Raw genomic sequence first — 17,844 nt, forward strand, 5'->3', positions numbered from 1 at the left:
AAAATCTATTATTTTACCATTGATGATAGTTAGTGGGGTAGTTAATTACTCAAGGTTTTTGGAACTTTTAAAGCCAATAAAATTACTCTGGCAACCATGAATAAAGATAAAGCTAACCACAATAAATTACTATTTTTATAATGCCAGGCAATAACAGCTACAGGAGCAAAACCAATAAAAGTTGCTCCAAATGCTGCATTTCTTAGCAGAACACCTTCTGCTAAACCAATGAAGTAACCGTCCAAAATAAAAGCGATAGAACCAAAACCAAGAACAGGCAATAACCAAATAACATGGTCGTTTAGGTAGGGAAAAATTTCTTGATGGTTCGTCAATAGACCGAATAAAGTTTGAGGAAATAATATTATAATAGAAACTGCTAATAAAGCAAATATAAAGCCGAGAATTCCTGAAAATTTTAGTAAAGGAATCAGTTGTTTTTTCATTCCTTGTCCCTTAAAATTACCGGCTAAAGATTCCGTTGCAAAAGCTACGCCATCAATGAAATAAACCACCAACGAAAATATCTGTAACAGGACCGAGTTTTCAGCTAAAACTAACGTACCCATAGCAGAACTAATACTAGTGAAGAAAGAGAAAGCAGACAAGAAAATTAAAGTACGAAGAAATAAATCTCTGTTTAATACTAAATTATCTTTCCATTGTTCAAATAACAATCTTTGTTTAATCTGCTTCAATTCCTGTATATTGATGTCTCTACTAACTAAAAATACTCCTACCAAACACATAATAATTTGACTCAAAGAAGTAGCCAAACCAGCTCCCCCACTTTCTAATCCCCAGCGAATAATTAGTAAGTAATCTAAGATAACATTAGCTCCATTACCGATGATAGAAAGCCACAAAACCTTACCGCTTTGTTCTTTACCTAGAAACCAACCGATTAAAACAAAATTGAGTAAAACAGCCGGCGCACCGATGATCCGAGTGTCATAATAAGCTTGTGCTGACGCTTTTACAACAGGTGTAGCACTAACTAAACTAAACCCGATCCATCTCAAAGGATACTGTAATAGTAAAATAATTAACCCCAAACTTAGGGCTAATAATCCATTTCTGAGCAAAACTGATAAGACCTCTTGGGAGTCTTTTCTTCCCGTTGCTTGGGCAGTTATTCCTGTTGTGCTGGTGCGAAAAAAACCCAAGGCACGATAAAGATAATTGAAAATAATAGTAGCTAAAGTTACTCCAGCTAGATGATGAATATCTTTTAAATGCCCTAAAAAGGTCACGCTAAGTAATCCCGCAATAGGAACCATTAAATTAGATAGAATATTAATGGATGCTAACCGGAGAAAACGCCAGGAAAAAGAGGGCAAATTTAATAATTCTAAACAACGGTTTTTATAAGTTTCCAGATAAACTTTTTTAAAATAAGATTCCATTATATTGACTTTAAAGAAAGCTAATTTAATATTTTTTTTATGGTTATTATATTAACATTAACATACTTAGCTAAAGATTTAGTGGGAATCAATAAATTTTGACCCCCACTCGAAGTTATAATGGACTAGGATACCCCTTGTAATTGCTCTGTTCTTACTGTCAACTGCAAAGGGCGATCGCCTCGATACAATTGCAGTCTTAAAGTGGCATTAATGCCGGCTTGTTCGACAATTTTTTGTAAATCAGTGCCATCCTTCACAGGTTCACCGTTAACAGCGACGATCACGTCCCCACGCCGCAATCTAGCCTTTTCTGCTGGACTGTTAGGAACCACTTGAACCACCAAAATACCATCCACCTCAGCGACAATCATGGGAGAATTGGGGTTACTGTTGTTTTCCCTGGCGATTTCCGGGGTGAGATTGAGCATTTGCACCCCGATATAGGGATGAGGGACTTTTTGCCCTGATGCCAGAATTTTTTCTAAAGCTTTGGCTTTGTTGATGGGAATGGCAAAACCAATACCCATAGCATCAGCACGAATGGCAGTATTGATACCAATCACTTCCCCTTTGCTGTTCAACAAAGGCCCCCCGGAGTTACCAGGGTTGATGGCTGCATCGGTTTGAATAAAATCGAGACGTTTATCACGGATACCTGCTTTAGCGGCAGAACGTCCAATGGTACTGACAATTCCTAAAGTTACCGTATTATCTAAACCAACAGGGTTGCCCACAGCGATGGCCCAATCGCCAACTTTCAGACTATTGGAGTCTCCCAGAGGTGCCACTGGGACGGTATTTGCGCCAGTATCGATGGCAACAACGGCTAAATCAGTTACTTCGTCGGTTCCTCTAACCTGTCCGTTAAAAGTTCTTCCATCTTTGAGGGTAACTGTCACTTTATCAGCACCATTGACCACATGGGCATTGGTCAAGATAATACCACTACTATCGATAATAAAGCCAGAACCCTGACCGCTAATCCTTTGTTCTCGGCGCGGTTGGAACTGTTGACCAAAGAAGTCGCGGAGGAAAGGATCATCAAAAAACGGATCCGTTTGTCGAGTAACTACCGTTTCTGTATCGATACGAACTACTGCTGGGCCAGTCCGAGATACGGCCGTAGCGACAAAACTTTCAGCAGTAATGCTGACTGGGGTTTGGGCTAAGTCCGTTATAGAATCAGCTTGGGAGGATGGAATGTACAACCCTCCAAAACTAAGCATGACACTAAGAAAAAGGGTAATGCTACAACTTGCGATCAAACGCAGGGATTTTGTCAAGTTCATGGTTTTCATTAACGATCAAAAGGTTTGAAATGAAGACGATTGTTGTGGTTAAAAGTTTGAAAAACAGAAGCCACTATCAATTAGTTTCTGATAATTAACGATACTTTGAAACCTATTCAACTGCATTTATAGCGTTTCTCACACTCATGAGGTACACCCAATATTTAGGTTATAACTCCTGACTCCTGACTCCTGACTCCTAAAACTAGAAAAATTTGTACCTCACAAGTATGGGAACTGCTATATTATACCAAATCCGTTTAGATATCCCCTTTTAAAATTGATAGCCTTAAACTTGAAAAACCTGCTTTATTCTACCCCTGTCTGTTGCCTCTTTTTGAGAATAAGAAAGCTTTGAGAATCGGATTTAGTATTAGGTAACTTATCAATTAGTCTCGCAAAACATACCCCACACCGCGAACCGTTTGAATCAATCTTTTTTCTTCTTCAGATTCTAATTTTAGGCGTAAATAACGTACATAAACCTCAATGATATTAGAGTCTCCCATAAAATCGTAACCCCATACCCTTTCTAAAATTTGATCCCGACTGAGAACCTGTTTGGGATGGGACATTAAATATTCCAGTAAATCAAATTCTTTGGCAGTCAGTTCGATTGAACGATTTCCTCGGAATACTTGACGGGTATTCCGATTTAAACTGAGGTCTAAAAATTGCAGTAACTCGGGGTCTTCTTGCTGATTTCTTCTTAAGTTTGCCCTAACTCTAGCTAATAATTCTTCTAAATTAAAAGGTTTAACGATATAATCATCTGCACCCGCATCTAAACCAGCTACGCGATCGCTAATATCGTCTTTAGCTGTTAATAAAATAATGGGGGTTTTACTACCTGTTTGTCGTAATCGCTTACAAATTTCTAATCCCGAAATTCCTGGTAGCATCCAATCTAATAAAATTAGGTCGGGGTTACGTTCTCTTGCTGTTGTCAGTCCGGCTAATCCATCATTCACTACTGTGATATCGTAGCCTTCGTATTTTAGTTCTAGTTCAATAAATTGAGCAAGTTTGGCTTCGTCTTCAACTACTAAAATATGGGGATTACTCATAGTTTGTATCTACCTTTAGGAGACTTTATTAATGGGGACTAATGATGGATAAATAAATGTTTATTGTCTATCAATTCAATTGTCAAAATTATTTAGATCGTCCTTTGGATCGTTTAAATATCTTTTTTTCTTGCGTTTTGAAGGATTGAAGAGAAACGGTAAGAAACTGCCTACCACGAAACCACCTCCCAGACAAAAAGAAAGTAAAACCCCAACGGGGAGTTTAATGGATTCCCAGAAGAGAAATTTTAGGGAAACTGTAATAACGTTTTGAATAGAAAAAATAGCGATCGCTCCTACCCAAAAAGCAATTACTACAGCCACCATAACATTTGTCAATAGTTTGAGCATAAGTATTAGGATTTAAAATTTAGAGATAAAATCTAATAAAATTTCTCGATGGATTTTCCCTAAAGGACGAACGTCACCCAATTTCTGAGAATAACACTCTCCTTGTTTAACATCCTTGGGGGAAACTAACTCTAAGTCGGCCCCTTCTCCTAATATTAACTCTTGGATGGATACGGTTAAGGGGGCGTGAAAAATGTAACGTAAAGCCTCTTCATCGTCGTAACGTCCGAAAAAAATTGGGTTTTCAAGGGAATAACTAATCTCCTCTAAAACTTCTCGTTTTACCCCCACTTCTGGGGTTTCTCCATCTTCGAGATGACCCCCAAAAAAACCCCAGCGATCGGGATAAATAATGGTGGGAATATTGTCCCGTAACTGCATCAAAAAGCGACCATCTTGATGCAAAATAGCCAAAGCTACAGACGGGATACTATTTGGGGTTGCGTTTGTGGGGGAGGAGAAACTCATTGGGATCGGGTTTGGAGATGGGTTTAGCTTCGGTATCGGTATCAACCACCGGTTGAACCGTTGAGGTACTCTCGGGGGTGTTGACGGCGAGTTTTTCAACCTCTAGGATATATAACTCTCCCATATCTTGACCCCCGATGGGAATAGATTGATAGGTAACCTGTCCTGTGATTTTTACGGTTTCCCCTGTTTGAGGTAGGGGATCATTGGTAACCACCCAGACGGTTCCTGTTTCGTCTTGTAGTTGATAGGAACCACTATCCATAAAAGGTGCGCTGTCGACTACTTTTCCCTCTAAATAGATAATAGTCTCTTCGGTGTTGCTTTCGGCTGTGGGTTGGGGAGAAATTTCTCCAATGGGGGTGACGGTGGGTTGCGCTAACCCTAAATAATTGATGGGGGTGCAACCGATTAAACTTCCCAACAAAAGGGAAAAAATACCACCATGAACCCCTCGAATACTTAAAACTTTCATGATCAGTGGGGTGAATTTGATTGTCTTGAGATAGTCTAAAAAATAGGACATCGTAAACCACTCCTACGTTCCAAAATTACTATGTTATCAATATCTTCTGAAACTGCTTGTTTGTTAAACGGTAAAGCATTAGCGCAAAAAATTCAGGGAGAGTTAAAAATAACCGTCGAAAGGTTACAAGGGAATATAGGTCGTCCTCCTGGTTTAGCGGTTATTATGGTGGGAGATAACCCGGCTAGTGCTGTTTATGTTCGTAACAAGGAAAAATCCTGCGCTAAGGTGGGTATTGCCTCTTTTGGTCGTCACTTACCCGCCAATACACCACAAGAAGAAATAGAAGCATTAATCCATCAACTCAATGCAGATGAACGAGTAGATGGTATTTTGGTGCAGTTACCGTTACCTCCCCATTTAGATACGGTAAAATTACTCCATGCCATCGCCCCGGAAAAAGATGCGGATGGTTTGCATCCTATGAACCTGGGACATTTAATACGGGGTGAAGATGGGTTACGGAGTTGCACACCAGCAGGGGTAATGCGTTTACTGGAAGAATATGACCTAGATGTTGCTGGAAAACACGCGGTAGTGGTGGGACGCAGTATTTTGGTGGGTAAACCCTTGGCTTTGATGTTGTTGGAAAAGAATGCAACTGTAACTGTTGCTCATTCTCGCACCCCAGACTTAGGAGAAATGACCCGTCAAGCAGATATTATCATCGCTGCGGTGGGTAAACCTAATCTAATTACAGGGGACATGGTTAAACCCGGTGCAGTAGCTATCGATGTGGGAATTAATCGTGTTATCAAAGAGGATGGTTCTTCTAAATTAGTGGGAGATTTTGACTTTGATTCTGTGTCTCAAGTTAGCAGTTATATTACACCGGTTCCCGGGGGTATCGGACCGATGACGGTAGCTATGTTATTACAAAATACTGTTTTTAGTTACCAAAATCATCACTAAATAATGGTGCTGTAAATTTTGTTACCATAAGTAGAGATAGAATTTCTACTAAGGACAAGTCACTATGCCTACTGCAAACATCACGAATAGTCCTAACGCTTCATCAAAGGCTCGTTTTTACCCCAGTCGTATTGACATATCCGCTGATATTCGGGAAAAAGTTGTCGCTGTTCTTGCTCCTACTCTTGCTACTAGCATAGACCTAAAAACCCAAGCAAAGCAAGCTCATTGGAATGTTAAAGGATTGGATTTTTATCAACTCCACGAGTTGTTTGATACTTTAGCAGGGGAATTAGAGGGATATGTGGATATGTTCGCTGAGAGAATAACTGCTTTAGGGGGAACCGCTATGGGAACCGCCAGAATTGCAGCTAATGAGTCTCTTCTTGCTGAATATCCCTTTGATGCGGTAGAAGGTATGGAACATATCAAGGCTTTAGCCGAACGTTATGCTACTTATGGGGCCCATCTGCGCGAGGGGATTGATAAAATGGAGGAGTTAGGAGAGGCAGATACAGCAGATTTATACACCGAAGTTTCCCGGGAAGTGGACAAGCGTTTATGGTTCCTAGAAGCTCATTTAGTCAAAAAAAGTGACATAAGTTAGGTAAATTTGACACTTTTGAAAGACTGTTAGAAAGGGAGGTTTAAACCCTCCCTTTTTGTGTTGTTTAGGGTAGGGTATGGGGAAAAGTTTCGTTCAGATTAAACGATTACTGTCAGAAATGTAACGGAATAAGTTATCTCTATTTTCTTAGGAAAACAAGTATAATTCCAGTAGTTAATTAGTTTTTTCATCTCAGAAGGAGATAGTTTTTCTTGTTTTAGATTTAGTCCGGCACCAATAGCTTTTAGACTCCTGAAAAAATCACCTGAATTATTATAAGTTATGGTAATTTCTTCCTCTTGTATATGAGTTTCAAGGTTTAGAGTTGATAGTTTTTGTTTTATTTCCATTGTGTCAGGTAGTTTATTGCCGGTAAAAGGCAAACTTAAGTCATTACACATAGCTTTCCATTCAGGAAAACTTCGAGTATTGGGAAAAGCAATTAATAATATTCCGTGAGGTTTTAGGGTGTTAATTAGACGGTTTAAACTATTAACAATGTCTTCAAACCACTGTACAGTAAAGCTACTGACAATAGCAGAGTAGCTATTATTTTCTAGTTCTCTACTTTCTCCATCTAGTTTTCTAAAAAGAATAAGTTCTCTTTGTGTTTCAGAAATTTCTAGATTATCGAGACAATAGTTGAGCATTTCTTCGGAAATATCAATAACATCTAAGAAATGATTAGGAAACTGTCGAATAAGTCCTTTAGTCACAAAACCTGTTCCGCAACCAATCTCTAAAATTTCTCCTTTGGGGATAGAATAAGAATATTTTTGTGCCATTTTTAACAATTTTTCAGCACATTTTTTTTGAACTTGCGAATAGGATAGATAGTTAGCTACTCCCTTACTAAAATTGTTAGCTATTTTTTCTTTTTGATCGGGTCTGGCTATTTCAATTAGTACCATAATTGTCTATTTCTCCTAATGCTTGATTGACAACAGATAAGCAAGATTTTAGATAAGTAAAAGGTAAGGTATGTCCAGTATTTTCAATTTCGTAATATTGACTATTCTGGCTCATTTTTTTATAAAATTCTCGAGCAGAAGATGCAGCATAAATCCTGTCTTTTGACCCTTGAATTATATGAATTATCGGTATTTTTTCTAGAATATTTATGTCTAACTTTGCTCTATTTAAGAATTTTAAATCTTCTGCTAATCTTTCTTTATTAAAGTTTTGTTCCTTGGCTTCAATATAAAGAGATGGATAATAGCATTTTTGATAGAAGGATTTTAAGACAGTTTTTGGGTTATTTTTAAACTCATCCATCATCAATTTTAGGGCATATTTTGATCTTGTTCTTGGCTTTTCTTTTTCAGGATGAAATTCAGCAAAACTATTAAATAAAATTAGTAAATTAGCTTGTTTTAATATTTTTAGAGAACACAAATGGAGTCCGAAGGAATGGGCAAAAATAATTTTAGTTAAATTATTATCTGCAAATTCTGGGTAAATCTCTTGCTGAAAATATCCTCTATCGTAGGTTTTAAAATGAAACTCTTTAGATAAGATTTCTTGCCATTCTTGCCAACAGTTTTTATCAAAACCCCAGCCATGATAGGCAATAATTTCTCCTTTAATGCTCATGGTAATTTTGCAGTAAATTAATAAGATAGTTGATGTGTTCTTGTTGGTGTTTACTGGATAAAACTAAACGAAGTCTGGAAGTATTTTTTGGAACAGTTGGGGGTCTGATAGCAGTAACAAAAATACCATTTTCTTCTAAAAAATTTGATAGTTTTACGGCTTTTTCTTCCTTGCCAATAACTACAGGAATAATGGGAGAAGTTGAACCAAGAACCTGATAGCCTAAATTTTTGAGCTTATTTTGTACATAATTTACCTGTTCTAATAAATACTTCCTTTCTTGATCTAAGCTAGGAATCATCTCAATGGCAGCATCAATAGAACCAATAACACTAGGAGGTAAAGCAGTGGTATAAATAAACCCTGGACAACAATTAATCAAATAATCACGTATCAATTTAGAAGTGGTAATAAAGGCACCAAAACTGCCGAATGCTTTACCAAAGGTTCCTAAACTAATATCAATTCCTGACTTATGTGCTGTCAGTCCCATACCTTTCTCTCCCATGATACCTAAAGCGTGGGCATCATCGAGATAAAGAAGTGTATTATATTGTTGCGAAAGTTGAATCAAACTATCTACATCACTACAATCCCCTTCCATACTAAAAACCGTCTCAGTAACGATTAAAATGCGATTGTAGCCTTGTAAAACTGCTTTTTTAAGTAATCTTTCCAAATGCCTTAAATCGTTATGTTGATAGCGTTTCCATCGGGCATTACTCAGGAAAATACCTTGTAAAATACTATTATGAACCAAGCGATCGCATAAAACTAAAGATTTTTGGTCCACCAAACTAGGAAGGATAGTCATATTCGCTTGAAATCCTGTGTTTAAAAGCAAAGCAGACTCTTTACCACAGATTTTTGCTAGTTTTTCTTCTAATTTTCTGTGAATATCGTAAGTTCCTGTTACTAAACGGGAAGCGGTTGAACCCACTCCATATTGTTGAGTGTAGTTTTGTGAGGCTAAAATTAGATCAGGATGTTTTGATAGTCCTAAATAATCATTAGAACTAAAATTAATTAAAGTTTTGCCATTTTTGATAATAGTAACGGCATCTTGAGGATGAATAGAGTTTAATTGTCTTAGGTTGTTATTTTTTTCTCTTTCTTGTAATTCCTTGGCAATAAAATCTAAGTTATTACAGTGATTAAGATCATAATTCATACTTGTGCTATTGTTGTTGACTATCAGTTTCAGTCTCTTTTTATCCCTTATTTAAGTCAAAATACATCTGAGTTGGATGAAAGTAGGTTATGACACAGTGTGAGAATGACAAATCATGGAGTTTAGTTTTTTCTACAATACAAAAGAACAATATAAGGTGGCATATTTTCATGTGCAGCACCACCTCCCTGTGAACTTGTTACTCGTTTGTTACCCGTGATATTTCCTTGTCCATCACCTGAAGGTGTTTCATAATCGTCACTACCCGTAGCACTATCAGAATAATGATAATCATAATAACTGTGGCTATGTGATGGTATTTCTGATGTAGTCAACTGATGTTTTTCAACTCCACCAATCTCCCCTAAGTTATTTCTTGGTGTAAGATTATCATCACTATCACCATAACCTAAAATAAAACGTCCTTCAACTTTATCAAATGGTGACCAAGTTTCGGGACATTCCTCCAAATCAAAAGGAAGAATCGCACCTTCTGGTATGTTAACTTTATGAATTATCTTTGATTCTCGTATCGCATAAATTACCCCAGATGTTAAAACGCCAGCAACTACTATAGTAAAGACTTGGGTCCAAAATTTTGTTGTAATCATTGATCTTATCTTATTTTTGAATTAATTATAAATAAATTGTTTTAATGAAAATCATAATTGAGTCCTTGTTAATTATAAGAAAACTTTTCAAAATTAGCATTTCTTAGTCTATATATTTAGGTTCATATTGAGCATATTGAGTTAATCGCTTTTCTATCAAATCTCGATATTTTTTTAAGATGCTCGCAAATTTTATGCATTGAGTAGAGGAAAGAAACCAAAGAAAATGATATGGAAGCAGTAGGGTAAGCACTGCTTACCTCATACTAACTGATCATTCTATTCTTCTTTTACTTTCGGTTGATAAGTAGATTTAACCTGTAACTCTTTCAATTGTTTACTATCGACAGAAGCGGGGGCTTCCGTTAGTAAACAACTAGCTTGCTGAGTCTTTGGAAAGGCTATCACATCACGAATAGAGTCTTCTTTGGCTAGTAACATAACTAAGCGATCTAACCCATAAGCAATGCCCCCATGAGGTGGGGTTCCATACTCAAATGCCTCTAACAAAAAGCCAAATTTATTGTATGCTTCTTCTCGGGATAAACCAATAGTTTCAAAGACCTTTTCTTGGATTTGTTTTTGATAAATCCTGAGACTTCCACCCCCTATTTCCACCCCGTTATAAACCAAGTCATAAGCTTGCGCTCTAGCTGTTGCTAAATCGTCTAAATCCTCTGAATTAGGAGCAGTAAATGGATGGTGTAATGCTTCCAAACGCTTTTCGTCGGCGTTCCATTCAAACATAGGAAACTCTGTGATCCAAAGTAAGTTTATTTTATCAGGATCAATCAAGTTCATACGCTCTCCCACCACTAATCTTAAGCGGGATAAAGACTTATTTACTGTATCGGTATCTCCTGCACCGAACAATAATAAATATCCAGGTTTAGCCCCGGTTCTTGCTAATAATTCGGCTTTTTGTTCCTCCGTTAAATTATCTTTGATCGCCCCAATAGTATCCAATTTATTATCTTCTTTAACCCGAATGTAAGCGATCCCTTTTGCCCCTGCATCGGTAGCTTCTTTAAATAAGTCTCCTCCTGGTTTAATCTGCACGTTTGAAATAACATCGTTGCCTCCAGGAATAGGTAAAACTTTTACTTTACCTCCATTTTTCACTGCTCCTGAGAACACTTTAAAACCGCTATCTTTTACGATATCTGAAACATCAACCAAGGTTAGGTCAAAGCGAGTATCAGGACGATCGTTCCCATACTTTTCCATTGCATCTTGATAAGTTAAACGAGGAAAGGGACGAGGCAGATCAATATTTTGAACCGATTTAAAAATATGACAAACTAATCCTTCATTGAGTTCTAATATTTCATTTTCAGACATGAAACTCATTTCCATATCTAGTTGTGTAAATTCGGGTTGTCTATCGGCCCGTAAGTCTTCGTCCCGAAAACACCGTGCAATTTGATAGTAGCGATCGCAACCTGAAACCATCAACAATTGTTTAAATAATTGTGGTGACTGGGGTAGTGCATACCATTGCCCAGGGTTAACTCTAGAAGGTACTAAATAATCCCTTGCACCTTCGGGAGTCGAGCGAGTTAAAATAGGGGTTTCTATTTCCATAAATTGTTGTTGGTCTTCGAGATAACGACGTATCGCCCTAACAACACTGTGCCGTAAATGGAGATTTTTGGCCATGCGATCTCGTCTTAAATCTAAATAGCGATATTTTAGACGAGTTTCTTCTTTAACTAACTCTGCATCTAAACTAGAAACAACAAAAGGTAGTTGTCTATTTACCCCATTTAATAACTCTATTGACTCGGCATAAATCTCCACTTCTCCTGTAGTAATTTTGGTATTTAAAGACTCAGGAGGACGCTTACTAACTTGTCCAATAATTTTGACCACATATTCGTTGCGTAACGTCTCAGCAATGGGATAAGATGTAGGGGTTCGCTGAGGATCACTGACGATTTGCACGATTCCTGTGCGATCCCGCAAGTCGATAAAAATAACTCCCCCGTGATCTCGACGGCGATCAACCCATCCGAATAGGGTTACAGTTTTATCAATATCCGTTGCGCTTACGTGATTACAATAATGGGTTCGCATCTGCAGTTTATCTAATTTGTTATCGTAGTAGCTCGTGCATTATATCTCGTTACCTCTGGATAATTAATAATTGGTTTTTCTTAAAGCAACTTAATCATAAATCACTCGTTTGTTGTCAATTATCCGAATTTTGGGGTAAACAGAATTGAGACACATCCTTTATTGTCTCTTATTATTGTAATTTTGAAGCCTGTTAGGTTTGGTAGTATGTTTTTTTAAGATTAAGTTTAGATTTTTGCTGATTTCATAAAAGCATCTTTTTCTTTTCTTTATGGTTAATCTTCTCGCTGTTTCCCATTAGTTTAAATTTTCTTGAGAAAACAGGGATTGATTAGCAATAAAGTGATATCTTGAAGGGTTTCATAGAAATTAAGATTTATTTTATGGAATCTCATAAATTCCCAGTTTAGAATTTAAGGCATAATAGAAAATTAAAGTCTATTATTAATAGTTTCGATAGCGATTATATGAAGAATACAGTTCAAAAATTCAACCCCGATAAGCTTTATGAAATTGTTATTAGTGCTTGTTTTTCTATTAAAGCGCAATCACCGGAGGAAGCACAGCACAAACTAAAAGCATTATTAGGGGAAATAGACGCGGATCATTGGGAAATTGAAAAAGTTAATGAGGTAGAATGTTAGCGATGATTTCTTTATCTGAAGCTGAACAAAAGGCTATCGAATTTATTAGCGAAGAATGGGAACTATCTGATCAGGAAAAAGATTTATTTCTTGTGAATAATTCTCGCAAAATAGAGGATAAATGGTGGTACATTGTCGAAGTTACTGTCAATCAGTTGCCCGATAAATGGGTGATTCAAGTTTATGACGACGGAGACTGTGATCCCTGTTATACTTTTGTTTCTCCGTTTTCTGGCACCGAAAATATCAACCACTTAGATACCATACCCACAAAGTTAGCTTTAGCTGTTCAAGAAGAGAGAAAAGGTCACATCTAATTTGTTCTCACTCATCCGTATTATAATCAGTTCAACTAGTATTTATACTGATACGGTTATCCTCATTTCGGGTTTCAAAATTAGAAAGCTAGAATTGAATCATAATTGTTCACAAACCTTAACATGAGAGGAAATACCCATGATGAGCCTTATGACCGTTCTAATCTTTCTTTGGGGACTTGTAGCCATCGCTGAAAGGCTGAGCCAACAATCTCCTTCTACCTAGAATATACTGAGTTCGTTTTAGGTTACAAGTAGTATAGTAAAGATGGATAGGGTAATCTTCTCTATTTATCTATCCACGGAGATAAACACTTATGATGTTACCTGGTTTATGTTCTGCCCGTAGCAAAACCCTATTTTGGACGGGTGTCACCTTAGCAATAGTAGCCATTTTGTAACAGGTTTGATTAGAATCTTATTTTAGCTTTTTTCGTCTATTGTGTTATTCTGTACTGTATTTATCGTGATCAGGGATTTTCCGTGATTACAGCCTAGACAGCATAACATGGTGGAGGAGCTAATCACAAATGAATATTCTGGGCATTTCTGCTTATTATCACGACAGTGCTGCCGCTTTAGTTCAATCAGGAAAAATTATGGCAGCAGCGCAAGAAGAGAGATTCACTCGCAGGAAACACGACGCAAAGTTTCCTAAGAATGCTATTTCTTATGTTCTCAATGAAGCGGATATTACCCTAACAAAGCTAGATTATGTTGTTTTTTATGAAAAGCCTTTAATTACCTTTGAGAGACTTCTAGAAACATACATCACTTATGCACCCAAAGGATTTCGTTCTTTTGTTAGTGCTATGAGCGTTTGGTTACAAGAAAAGTTATATTTAAAGACAGTTTTAAAGAAAGAATTAGCAAAATTAGCTAATTGTAAAACTTCTCAGCTTCCCCCCTTATTATTTACAGAACACCATCAATCCCATGCCGCTTCTGCCTTCTTTCCTAGTCCCTTTAAAACGGCTGCTATTTTATGTCTAGATGCGGTAGGTGAGTGGGCAACAACTTCTTTGTGGTTAGGAGAAAATAATAACATCATTCCCCAGTGGGAAATTGACTTTCCTCACTCCCTGGGTTTATTATACTCTGCTTTTACCTATTATACAGGATTCAAAGTCAATTCTGGTGAATATAAATTGATGGGTTTAGCTCCTTATGGAGAACCTAAATATACTAATATAATTCTCGAAAATTTAATTGACATTAAAGAAGACGGAACTTTTCGTCTAAACATGGAATATTTTAACTATGCAACTGGTCTAACCATGACCAATCATAAGTTTTCTCAATTATTTGGCCATCCCCCTCGAAAACCTGAAAGCAAAGTCACTCAAAGGGAGATGAATATTGCTGCTTCTATTCAAAAAGTTACGGAAGAAATTGTCTTAAAGTTGTCTAATACTGCTCACAAAGAATTGGGTGCAGATAATCTATGTTTAGCCGGAGGTGTAGCCTTAAATTGTGTTTCTAACGGGCGTATTTTAAGGGAAGGAAAATTCAAAGACATTTGGATTCAACCAGCCGCAGGAGACGCTGGCGGAGCGATTGGAGCTGCTTTATCTGTTTGGTATCAATACTTAGATAATCCTCGTTTTGTTGACCAATCAGATGCCATGCAAGGCTCTTATTTAGGTCCCAAATTTAGTGATGAAGAAGCACAACAATATCTTAATGATGTGACAGCTAATTATATTCATCTAGAAGACAGCGAATTGTTTACTAAAGTAGCAGAAATATTAGCACAAGGTAATGTAGTAGGTTGGTTTCAAGGAAGGATGGAATTTGGTCCCAGAGCGTTAGGAAATCGCTCTATTATTGGTGATCCTCGCAATGAGAAAATGCAGTCCATAATGAACTTGAAAATAAAATATAGGGAGTCATTTCGTCCCTTTGCACCTTCTGTTTTAGGGGAGAAAGTTAACCAATACTTTGAATTAAATAAACCCAGTCCTTATATGTTATTAGTTGCTGAGGTTAAAAAAGACTTACATATTCCTATGACCGAAGAACAAAAACAATTATTCGGCATAGAAAAATTGAACATTCCTCGCTCAAAAATACCTGCTATTACCCATGTTGATTATTCAGCAAGAGTCCAAACTGTTCACCCCGAAACCAACCCGCGTTACTACCAACTAATTAAACAATTTGAAACCTTGACAGGATGTGCTGTTCTAGTTAATACTTCCTTTAATGTTAGGGGAGAACCAATTGTTTGTACCCCAGAGGATGCCTATCGTTGTTTTATGCGTACTGAGATGGATTATTTAGTAATTAATAATTATTTATTGGCAAAAGCTAAACAACCCCAATGGGAAAAAGATAAGTCTTGGCAAGATGAATTTGAACTAGATTAATTAAATACGGAGTTAAAGCGATGTTTTACAAAATACCCAGATTAGATAAAAAAGGTTTACGAGAGTTCGGATTAATAATAGGGGGAATGATTGCCATATTGTTTGGTTTATTAATACCTTCATTGTGGGGTCATAGTTTACCTCTGATTCCTTGGATTATTGCAGGAGTTTTAGTCACTTTCTCTCTCTTTATTCCACAATCCCTTGCCCCTATTTATCAAGGATGGATGAGAGTTTCTCAGGTACTTGCATGGCTTAATAGTCGTTTAATTTTAGGACTTATTTTCTTTATCATTGTTACGCCAATGTCATTGATTATGAAAATAATTAAGCGAGATCCTTTAAACAGGAAATGGGAATTCAGTTTAGAAACTTATCGTGCTTCTAGTCAAATTAGAAAGAAACTTAGTATGGAGAAGCCTTATTAATGGAAGGATTTATTGAACTTTTACAGGATTTGTGGGGCTTTTTAAACGAACGTAAAAAGTATTGGTTAGCCCCATTAATTATTACACTAGTATTGCTAGGTGCATTAATTGTTTTTACTCAAGGATCTGCTATTGCTCCCTTTATTTATACATTATTTTAAGTAAAGTTTGAGGTTAGGGATAATAGCTTTTTCTAGATTGCTTTAATCATTTCCTCGCTTTGACTAAATACTCATATTTGTTGTTAAGAAAGAAAATTAAACTTAAACCTTAGAAAATAAATAATCTATGGCATCATTTAAATTGGTTATAATAAACCAAGGTTCTTCTTGACTATGGTTCTTATATTCTCTTTTTTGATAAGTCAAGATATTGAATTGGCCAAACCCTTTCTGCTTGGTGACAAAAATAAAAATGTTTTTCTCAAAAACTTTTACTCCTAGGGTTAGATTTAAATCGTGAAAGCGTCTTTGATACCAAATCCGCTTTATATACCCCCTTTTAAAATTGACAGCCTAAAAGCTGAAAACCCTCGAAGGTGCGCTTTCCAATGCGGATTGAGAATCCGCTTGGATCGCACCTCTGCCTCCTGCCCGCTGCCTCCTGCCTCTTCTAGAAGATAAGATGGGTTTTAGAACCGGATTTGGTATGAATAAAATCGCTACAACTACCTTCGGATAAGGCTTTGATTTTTTTTTGTGGGGAGAAGTTCAGATGAAGAATAACCTAAACGAACAACTGTTACTATAGTCCATAAAGAAAGTAACAAGTTAGGTAAACCAGCTATTTCTCGAAATAAACTCCAAGGCCAAGGTCCAATACCTTTAAATAAATAAAAAGTAAGATGTAGTATAGTGATCCAATATAAATATATCGATATTGGAACAAGAATTTTTTCTTTCCTTGATTTTGATAAGTTTGTTGTTGCATACCAAAACGGACTTATTAAAAAGATGGATGTAAAAAATTGAAAATGTCCTGTGCGATATAAAACCAAAACTATCATCATGTAAATGATAGCTGAAAGACTGCTTTCTATCCTACGCTTCCAGGTATAAAAGACAACTACTAAATAACCTATTATCATTGTGTAATTACTATAATTGTCTAGGTTAGGTTGTTCAGTAAATAATCGAAGAGGTGAAAACCTTGATTTCAGAAAGAAAAAGATCGAAAGAATTTTAGAATCTCTTGCTGAAGCAAAAATCAAGGGATTAAAAGTTGACTCTCCCCAAATTAAAAAGCTAACTAAAAATCCGACTGTTATAAAAATAAAATAAGTTATTCCTGGTAAAACTCGAATTCTGCGATTATCTATTACTAGAATAGGGAAAAGAACAATAGGATAAAATTTGAATAAAAATCCTATTGCTAAAAATAGTGCTGCTAAAATAAACCGCCTTTTACTTCTAAAAATTACTGCCATCACGCAGCAAATAGCTGGCAAAATATCAAAAAAACCTTGCATAGATATGGAAATCCATAAAAAGGGATTGGCAAACAAAAATAAAAATCCAGCCAGCATAGTCAGAGAGTCCTCTGAATAACGTTGATATAAAATCTTCATCAAATATAATGAAATAGCTATCCAACTAAGAGAAAAAATTAATTTGGGAAGCAAAGGATGAACATGGCTGAATATAGCTATTGAATTGTAAAGTGGTCCATAAGCATTGAAAATAGGTTCGTTTAAATCCCAAGGATTTTCTCCTGTTAAAACTCGAGACCATTGTACTAAATAAGCTCCATAGTCACTACCCACTTGAACATGATAAGAACTCATGATTGATAGTGTTACCGTGCATAAAAAGCAAACTATTAAAAAAGTTAATTGAGATTTTGATTGACAAATTATTTGTTTCAATTTACTGTTAATCCATAATCTCATTTGTAAGTTTTTTTGTAGATACAAGAAAAATATTATGATAAATAAAACTGGAAAATTCAAACACAAAAATCGTATCTTCTCAAAAAGCCAGGGGTCACTCGCTGCGAAAACTTAGGCC

At 36.5% G+C, this 17,844-nt stretch carries 19 protein-coding genes; 7 read left to right on the forward strand and 12 right to left on the reverse strand.

The window, feature by feature from the left end; translation table 11 throughout:
• Positions 1-41 precede the first annotated feature (41 nt).
• From gntT to P9B04_RS05150, 6 genes are all read right to left on the reverse strand, one after another.
• Positions 42-1,406: a guanitoxin biosynthesis MATE family efflux transporter GntT gene (gene gntT / locus P9B04_RS05125; RefSeq protein WP_342053926.1), complete on the reverse strand. Its 1,365-nt coding sequence runs from the start codon at positions 1,404-1,406 to the stop codon at positions 42-44.
• A gap of 125 nt (positions 1,407-1,531) precedes the next feature.
• On the reverse strand, positions 1,532-2,698 hold the full coding sequence (locus P9B04_RS05130; protein WP_342053927.1) for an HhoA/HhoB/HtrA family serine endopeptidase: 1,167 nt from the start codon (positions 2,696-2,698) through the stop codon (positions 1,532-1,534).
• Positions 2,699-3,087: 389 nt separating this feature from the next.
• Entirely contained in the window at positions 3,088-3,765 is a 678-nt protein-coding gene (locus P9B04_RS05135) for a response regulator transcription factor (RefSeq protein ID WP_342053928.1), read from the reverse strand.
• 75 nt (positions 3,766-3,840) lie between these two features.
• Entirely contained in the window at positions 3,841-4,116 is a 276-nt protein-coding gene (locus tag P9B04_RS05140; RefSeq protein ID WP_342053929.1) for a LapA family protein, read from the reverse strand.
• 12 nt (positions 4,117-4,128) lie between these two features.
• On the reverse strand, positions 4,129-4,584 hold the full coding sequence (locus P9B04_RS05145; protein WP_342053930.1) for an NUDIX hydrolase: 456 nt from the start codon (positions 4,582-4,584) through the stop codon (positions 4,129-4,131).
• Entirely contained in the window at positions 4,547-5,110 is a 564-nt protein-coding gene (locus tag P9B04_RS05150) for a DNA-binding protein (protein ID WP_342053931.1), read from the reverse strand. Before P9B04_RS05150 ends, P9B04_RS05145 begins: the two co-directional genes overlap by 38 nt.
• A 39-nt stretch (positions 5,111-5,149) precedes the next feature.
• Here P9B04_RS05150 and folD point away from each other — a divergent pair, with 39 nt between their 5' ends.
• Together folD and dps are read left to right on the forward strand one after the other, a co-directional pair.
• Positions 5,150-6,022, forward strand: a complete 873-nt coding sequence (gene folD / locus P9B04_RS05155) for a bifunctional methylenetetrahydrofolate dehydrogenase/methenyltetrahydrofolate cyclohydrolase FolD (RefSeq protein WP_342053943.1) — start codon at positions 5,150-5,152, stop codon at positions 6,020-6,022.
• Between the two features lie 64 nt (positions 6,023-6,086).
• Entirely contained in the window at positions 6,087-6,629 is a 543-nt protein-coding gene (gene dps / locus P9B04_RS05160; RefSeq protein WP_342053932.1) for a DNA starvation/stationary phase protection protein Dps, read from the forward strand.
• A 98-nt stretch (positions 6,630-6,727) separates the two neighbouring features.
• On the opposite strand, the gene P9B04_RS05165 is transcribed toward dps, so the two are convergent.
• The 5 genes from P9B04_RS05165 to aspS form a co-directional block, all read right to left on the reverse strand.
• Positions 6,728-7,540 carry a methyltransferase domain-containing protein gene (locus P9B04_RS05165; RefSeq protein ID WP_342053933.1) on the reverse strand — a complete coding sequence of 271 codons (813 nt, stop codon included), beginning with the start codon at positions 7,538-7,540 and terminating at the stop codon, positions 6,728-6,730.
• Positions 7,527-8,222, reverse strand: coding sequence for an alpha/beta fold hydrolase (locus tag P9B04_RS05170; protein WP_342053934.1), 696 nt, complete (start codon positions 8,220-8,222; stop codon positions 7,527-7,529). Before P9B04_RS05170 ends, P9B04_RS05165 begins: the two co-directional genes overlap by 14 nt.
• Complete coding sequence (bioF, locus tag P9B04_RS05175) at positions 8,212-9,393, reverse strand: 8-amino-7-oxononanoate synthase (RefSeq protein ID WP_342053935.1); 1,182 nt, start codon at positions 9,391-9,393, stop codon at positions 8,212-8,214. The genes P9B04_RS05170 and bioF overlap by 11 nt, the downstream gene beginning before the upstream one ends.
• Positions 9,394-9,515: 122 nt before the next feature.
• Positions 9,516-10,004: a phage tail protein gene (locus tag P9B04_RS05180; protein WP_342053936.1), complete on the reverse strand. Its 489-nt coding sequence runs from the start codon at positions 10,002-10,004 to the stop codon at positions 9,516-9,518.
• 279 nt (positions 10,005-10,283) lie between these two features.
• Positions 10,284-12,080 carry an aspartate--tRNA ligase gene (gene aspS, locus P9B04_RS05185; protein WP_342053937.1) on the reverse strand — a complete coding sequence of 599 codons (1,797 nt, stop codon included), beginning with the start codon at positions 12,078-12,080 and terminating at the stop codon, positions 10,284-10,286.
• A 467-nt stretch (positions 12,081-12,547) separates the two neighbouring features.
• Here aspS and P9B04_RS05190 point away from each other — a divergent pair, with 467 nt between their 5' ends.
• From P9B04_RS05190 to P9B04_RS05210, 5 genes are all read left to right on the forward strand, one after another.
• Positions 12,548-12,724, forward strand: a complete 177-nt coding sequence (locus P9B04_RS05190) for a hypothetical protein (protein ID WP_342053938.1) — start codon at positions 12,548-12,550, stop codon at positions 12,722-12,724.
• 2 nt (positions 12,725-12,726) lie between these two features.
• The gene (locus P9B04_RS05195; RefSeq protein ID WP_342053939.1) at positions 12,727-13,041 is read left to right on the forward strand and encodes a hypothetical protein; all 315 of its coding nucleotides are present in this window, start codon (positions 12,727-12,729) and stop codon (positions 13,039-13,041) included.
• Positions 13,042-13,571: 530 nt separating this feature from the next.
• Positions 13,572-15,410, forward strand: a complete 1,839-nt coding sequence (locus P9B04_RS05200; RefSeq protein ID WP_342053940.1) for a carbamoyltransferase family protein — start codon at positions 13,572-13,574, stop codon at positions 15,408-15,410.
• 20 nt (positions 15,411-15,430) lie between these two features.
• Complete coding sequence (locus tag P9B04_RS05205) at positions 15,431-15,838, forward strand: SxtJ family membrane protein (protein ID WP_342053941.1); 408 nt, start codon at positions 15,431-15,433, stop codon at positions 15,836-15,838.
• Positions 15,838-15,999 carry a DUF5989 family protein gene (locus tag P9B04_RS05210; protein ID WP_007305294.1) on the forward strand — a complete coding sequence of 54 codons (162 nt, stop codon included), beginning with the start codon at positions 15,838-15,840 and terminating at the stop codon, positions 15,997-15,999. The genes P9B04_RS05205 and P9B04_RS05210 overlap by 1 nt, the downstream gene beginning before the upstream one ends.
• Positions 16,000-16,505: 506 nt before the next feature.
• Here the strand turns inward: P9B04_RS05210 and P9B04_RS05215 are convergent.
• The gene (locus tag P9B04_RS05215) at positions 16,506-17,621 is read right to left on the reverse strand and encodes a glycosyltransferase 87 family protein (protein ID WP_342053942.1); all 1,116 of its coding nucleotides are present in this window, start codon (positions 17,619-17,621) and stop codon (positions 16,506-16,508) included.
• Between the last annotated feature and the right edge of the window lie 223 nt (positions 17,622-17,844).

The sequence above is a fragment of the Crocosphaera sp. Alani8 genome, assembly GCF_038442745.1.
GTDB lineage: Bacteria > Cyanobacteriota > Cyanobacteriia > Cyanobacteriales > Microcystaceae > Crocosphaera.

Excerpts from the sequence above, each read along its gene's own strand:
- gntT (WP_342053926.1), bottom strand. The coding sequence starts at position 1,406 with ATGGAATCTTATTTTAAAAAAGTTTATCTGGAAACTTATAAAAACCGT.
- P9B04_RS05130 (WP_342053927.1), bottom strand. The coding sequence starts at position 2,698 with ATGAACTTGACAAAATCCCTGCGTTTGATCGCAAGTTGTAGCATTACC.
- P9B04_RS05135 (WP_342053928.1), bottom strand. The coding sequence starts at position 3,765 with ATGAGTAATCCCCATATTTTAGTAGTTGAAGACGAAGCCAAACTTGCT.
- P9B04_RS05140 (WP_342053929.1), bottom strand. The coding sequence starts at position 4,116 with ATGCTCAAACTATTGACAAATGTTATGGTGGCTGTAGTAATTGCTTTT.
- P9B04_RS05145 (WP_342053930.1), bottom strand. The coding sequence starts at position 4,584 with ATGAGTTTCTCCTCCCCCACAAACGCAACCCCAAATAGTATCCCGTCT.
- P9B04_RS05150 (WP_342053931.1), bottom strand. The coding sequence starts at position 5,110 with ATGTCCTATTTTTTAGACTATCTCAAGACAATCAAATTCACCCCACTG.
- dps (WP_342053932.1), top strand. The coding sequence starts at position 6,087 with ATGCCTACTGCAAACATCACGAATAGTCCTAACGCTTCATCAAAGGCT.
- P9B04_RS05165 (WP_342053933.1), bottom strand. The coding sequence starts at position 7,540 with ATGGTACTAATTGAAATAGCCAGACCCGATCAAAAAGAAAAAATAGCT.
- P9B04_RS05170 (WP_342053934.1), bottom strand. The coding sequence starts at position 8,222 with ATGAGCATTAAAGGAGAAATTATTGCCTATCATGGCTGGGGTTTTGAT.
- bioF (WP_342053935.1), bottom strand. The coding sequence starts at position 9,393 with ATGAATTATGATCTTAATCACTGTAATAACTTAGATTTTATTGCCAAG.
- P9B04_RS05180 (WP_342053936.1), bottom strand. The coding sequence starts at position 10,004 with ATGATTACAACAAAATTTTGGACCCAAGTCTTTACTATAGTAGTTGCT.
- aspS (WP_342053937.1), bottom strand. The coding sequence starts at position 12,080 with ATGCGAACCCATTATTGTAATCACGTAAGCGCAACGGATATTGATAAA.
- P9B04_RS05190 (WP_342053938.1), top strand. The coding sequence starts at position 12,548 with ATGAAGAATACAGTTCAAAAATTCAACCCCGATAAGCTTTATGAAATT.
- P9B04_RS05195 (WP_342053939.1), top strand. The coding sequence starts at position 12,727 with ATGATTTCTTTATCTGAAGCTGAACAAAAGGCTATCGAATTTATTAGC.
- P9B04_RS05200 (WP_342053940.1), top strand. The coding sequence starts at position 13,572 with ATGAATATTCTGGGCATTTCTGCTTATTATCACGACAGTGCTGCCGCT.
- P9B04_RS05205 (WP_342053941.1), top strand. The coding sequence starts at position 15,431 with ATGTTTTACAAAATACCCAGATTAGATAAAAAAGGTTTACGAGAGTTC.
- P9B04_RS05210 (WP_007305294.1), top strand. The coding sequence starts at position 15,838 with ATGGAAGGATTTATTGAACTTTTACAGGATTTGTGGGGCTTTTTAAAC.
- P9B04_RS05215 (WP_342053942.1), bottom strand. The coding sequence starts at position 17,621 with ATGAGTTCTTATCATGTTCAAGTGGGTAGTGACTATGGAGCTTATTTA.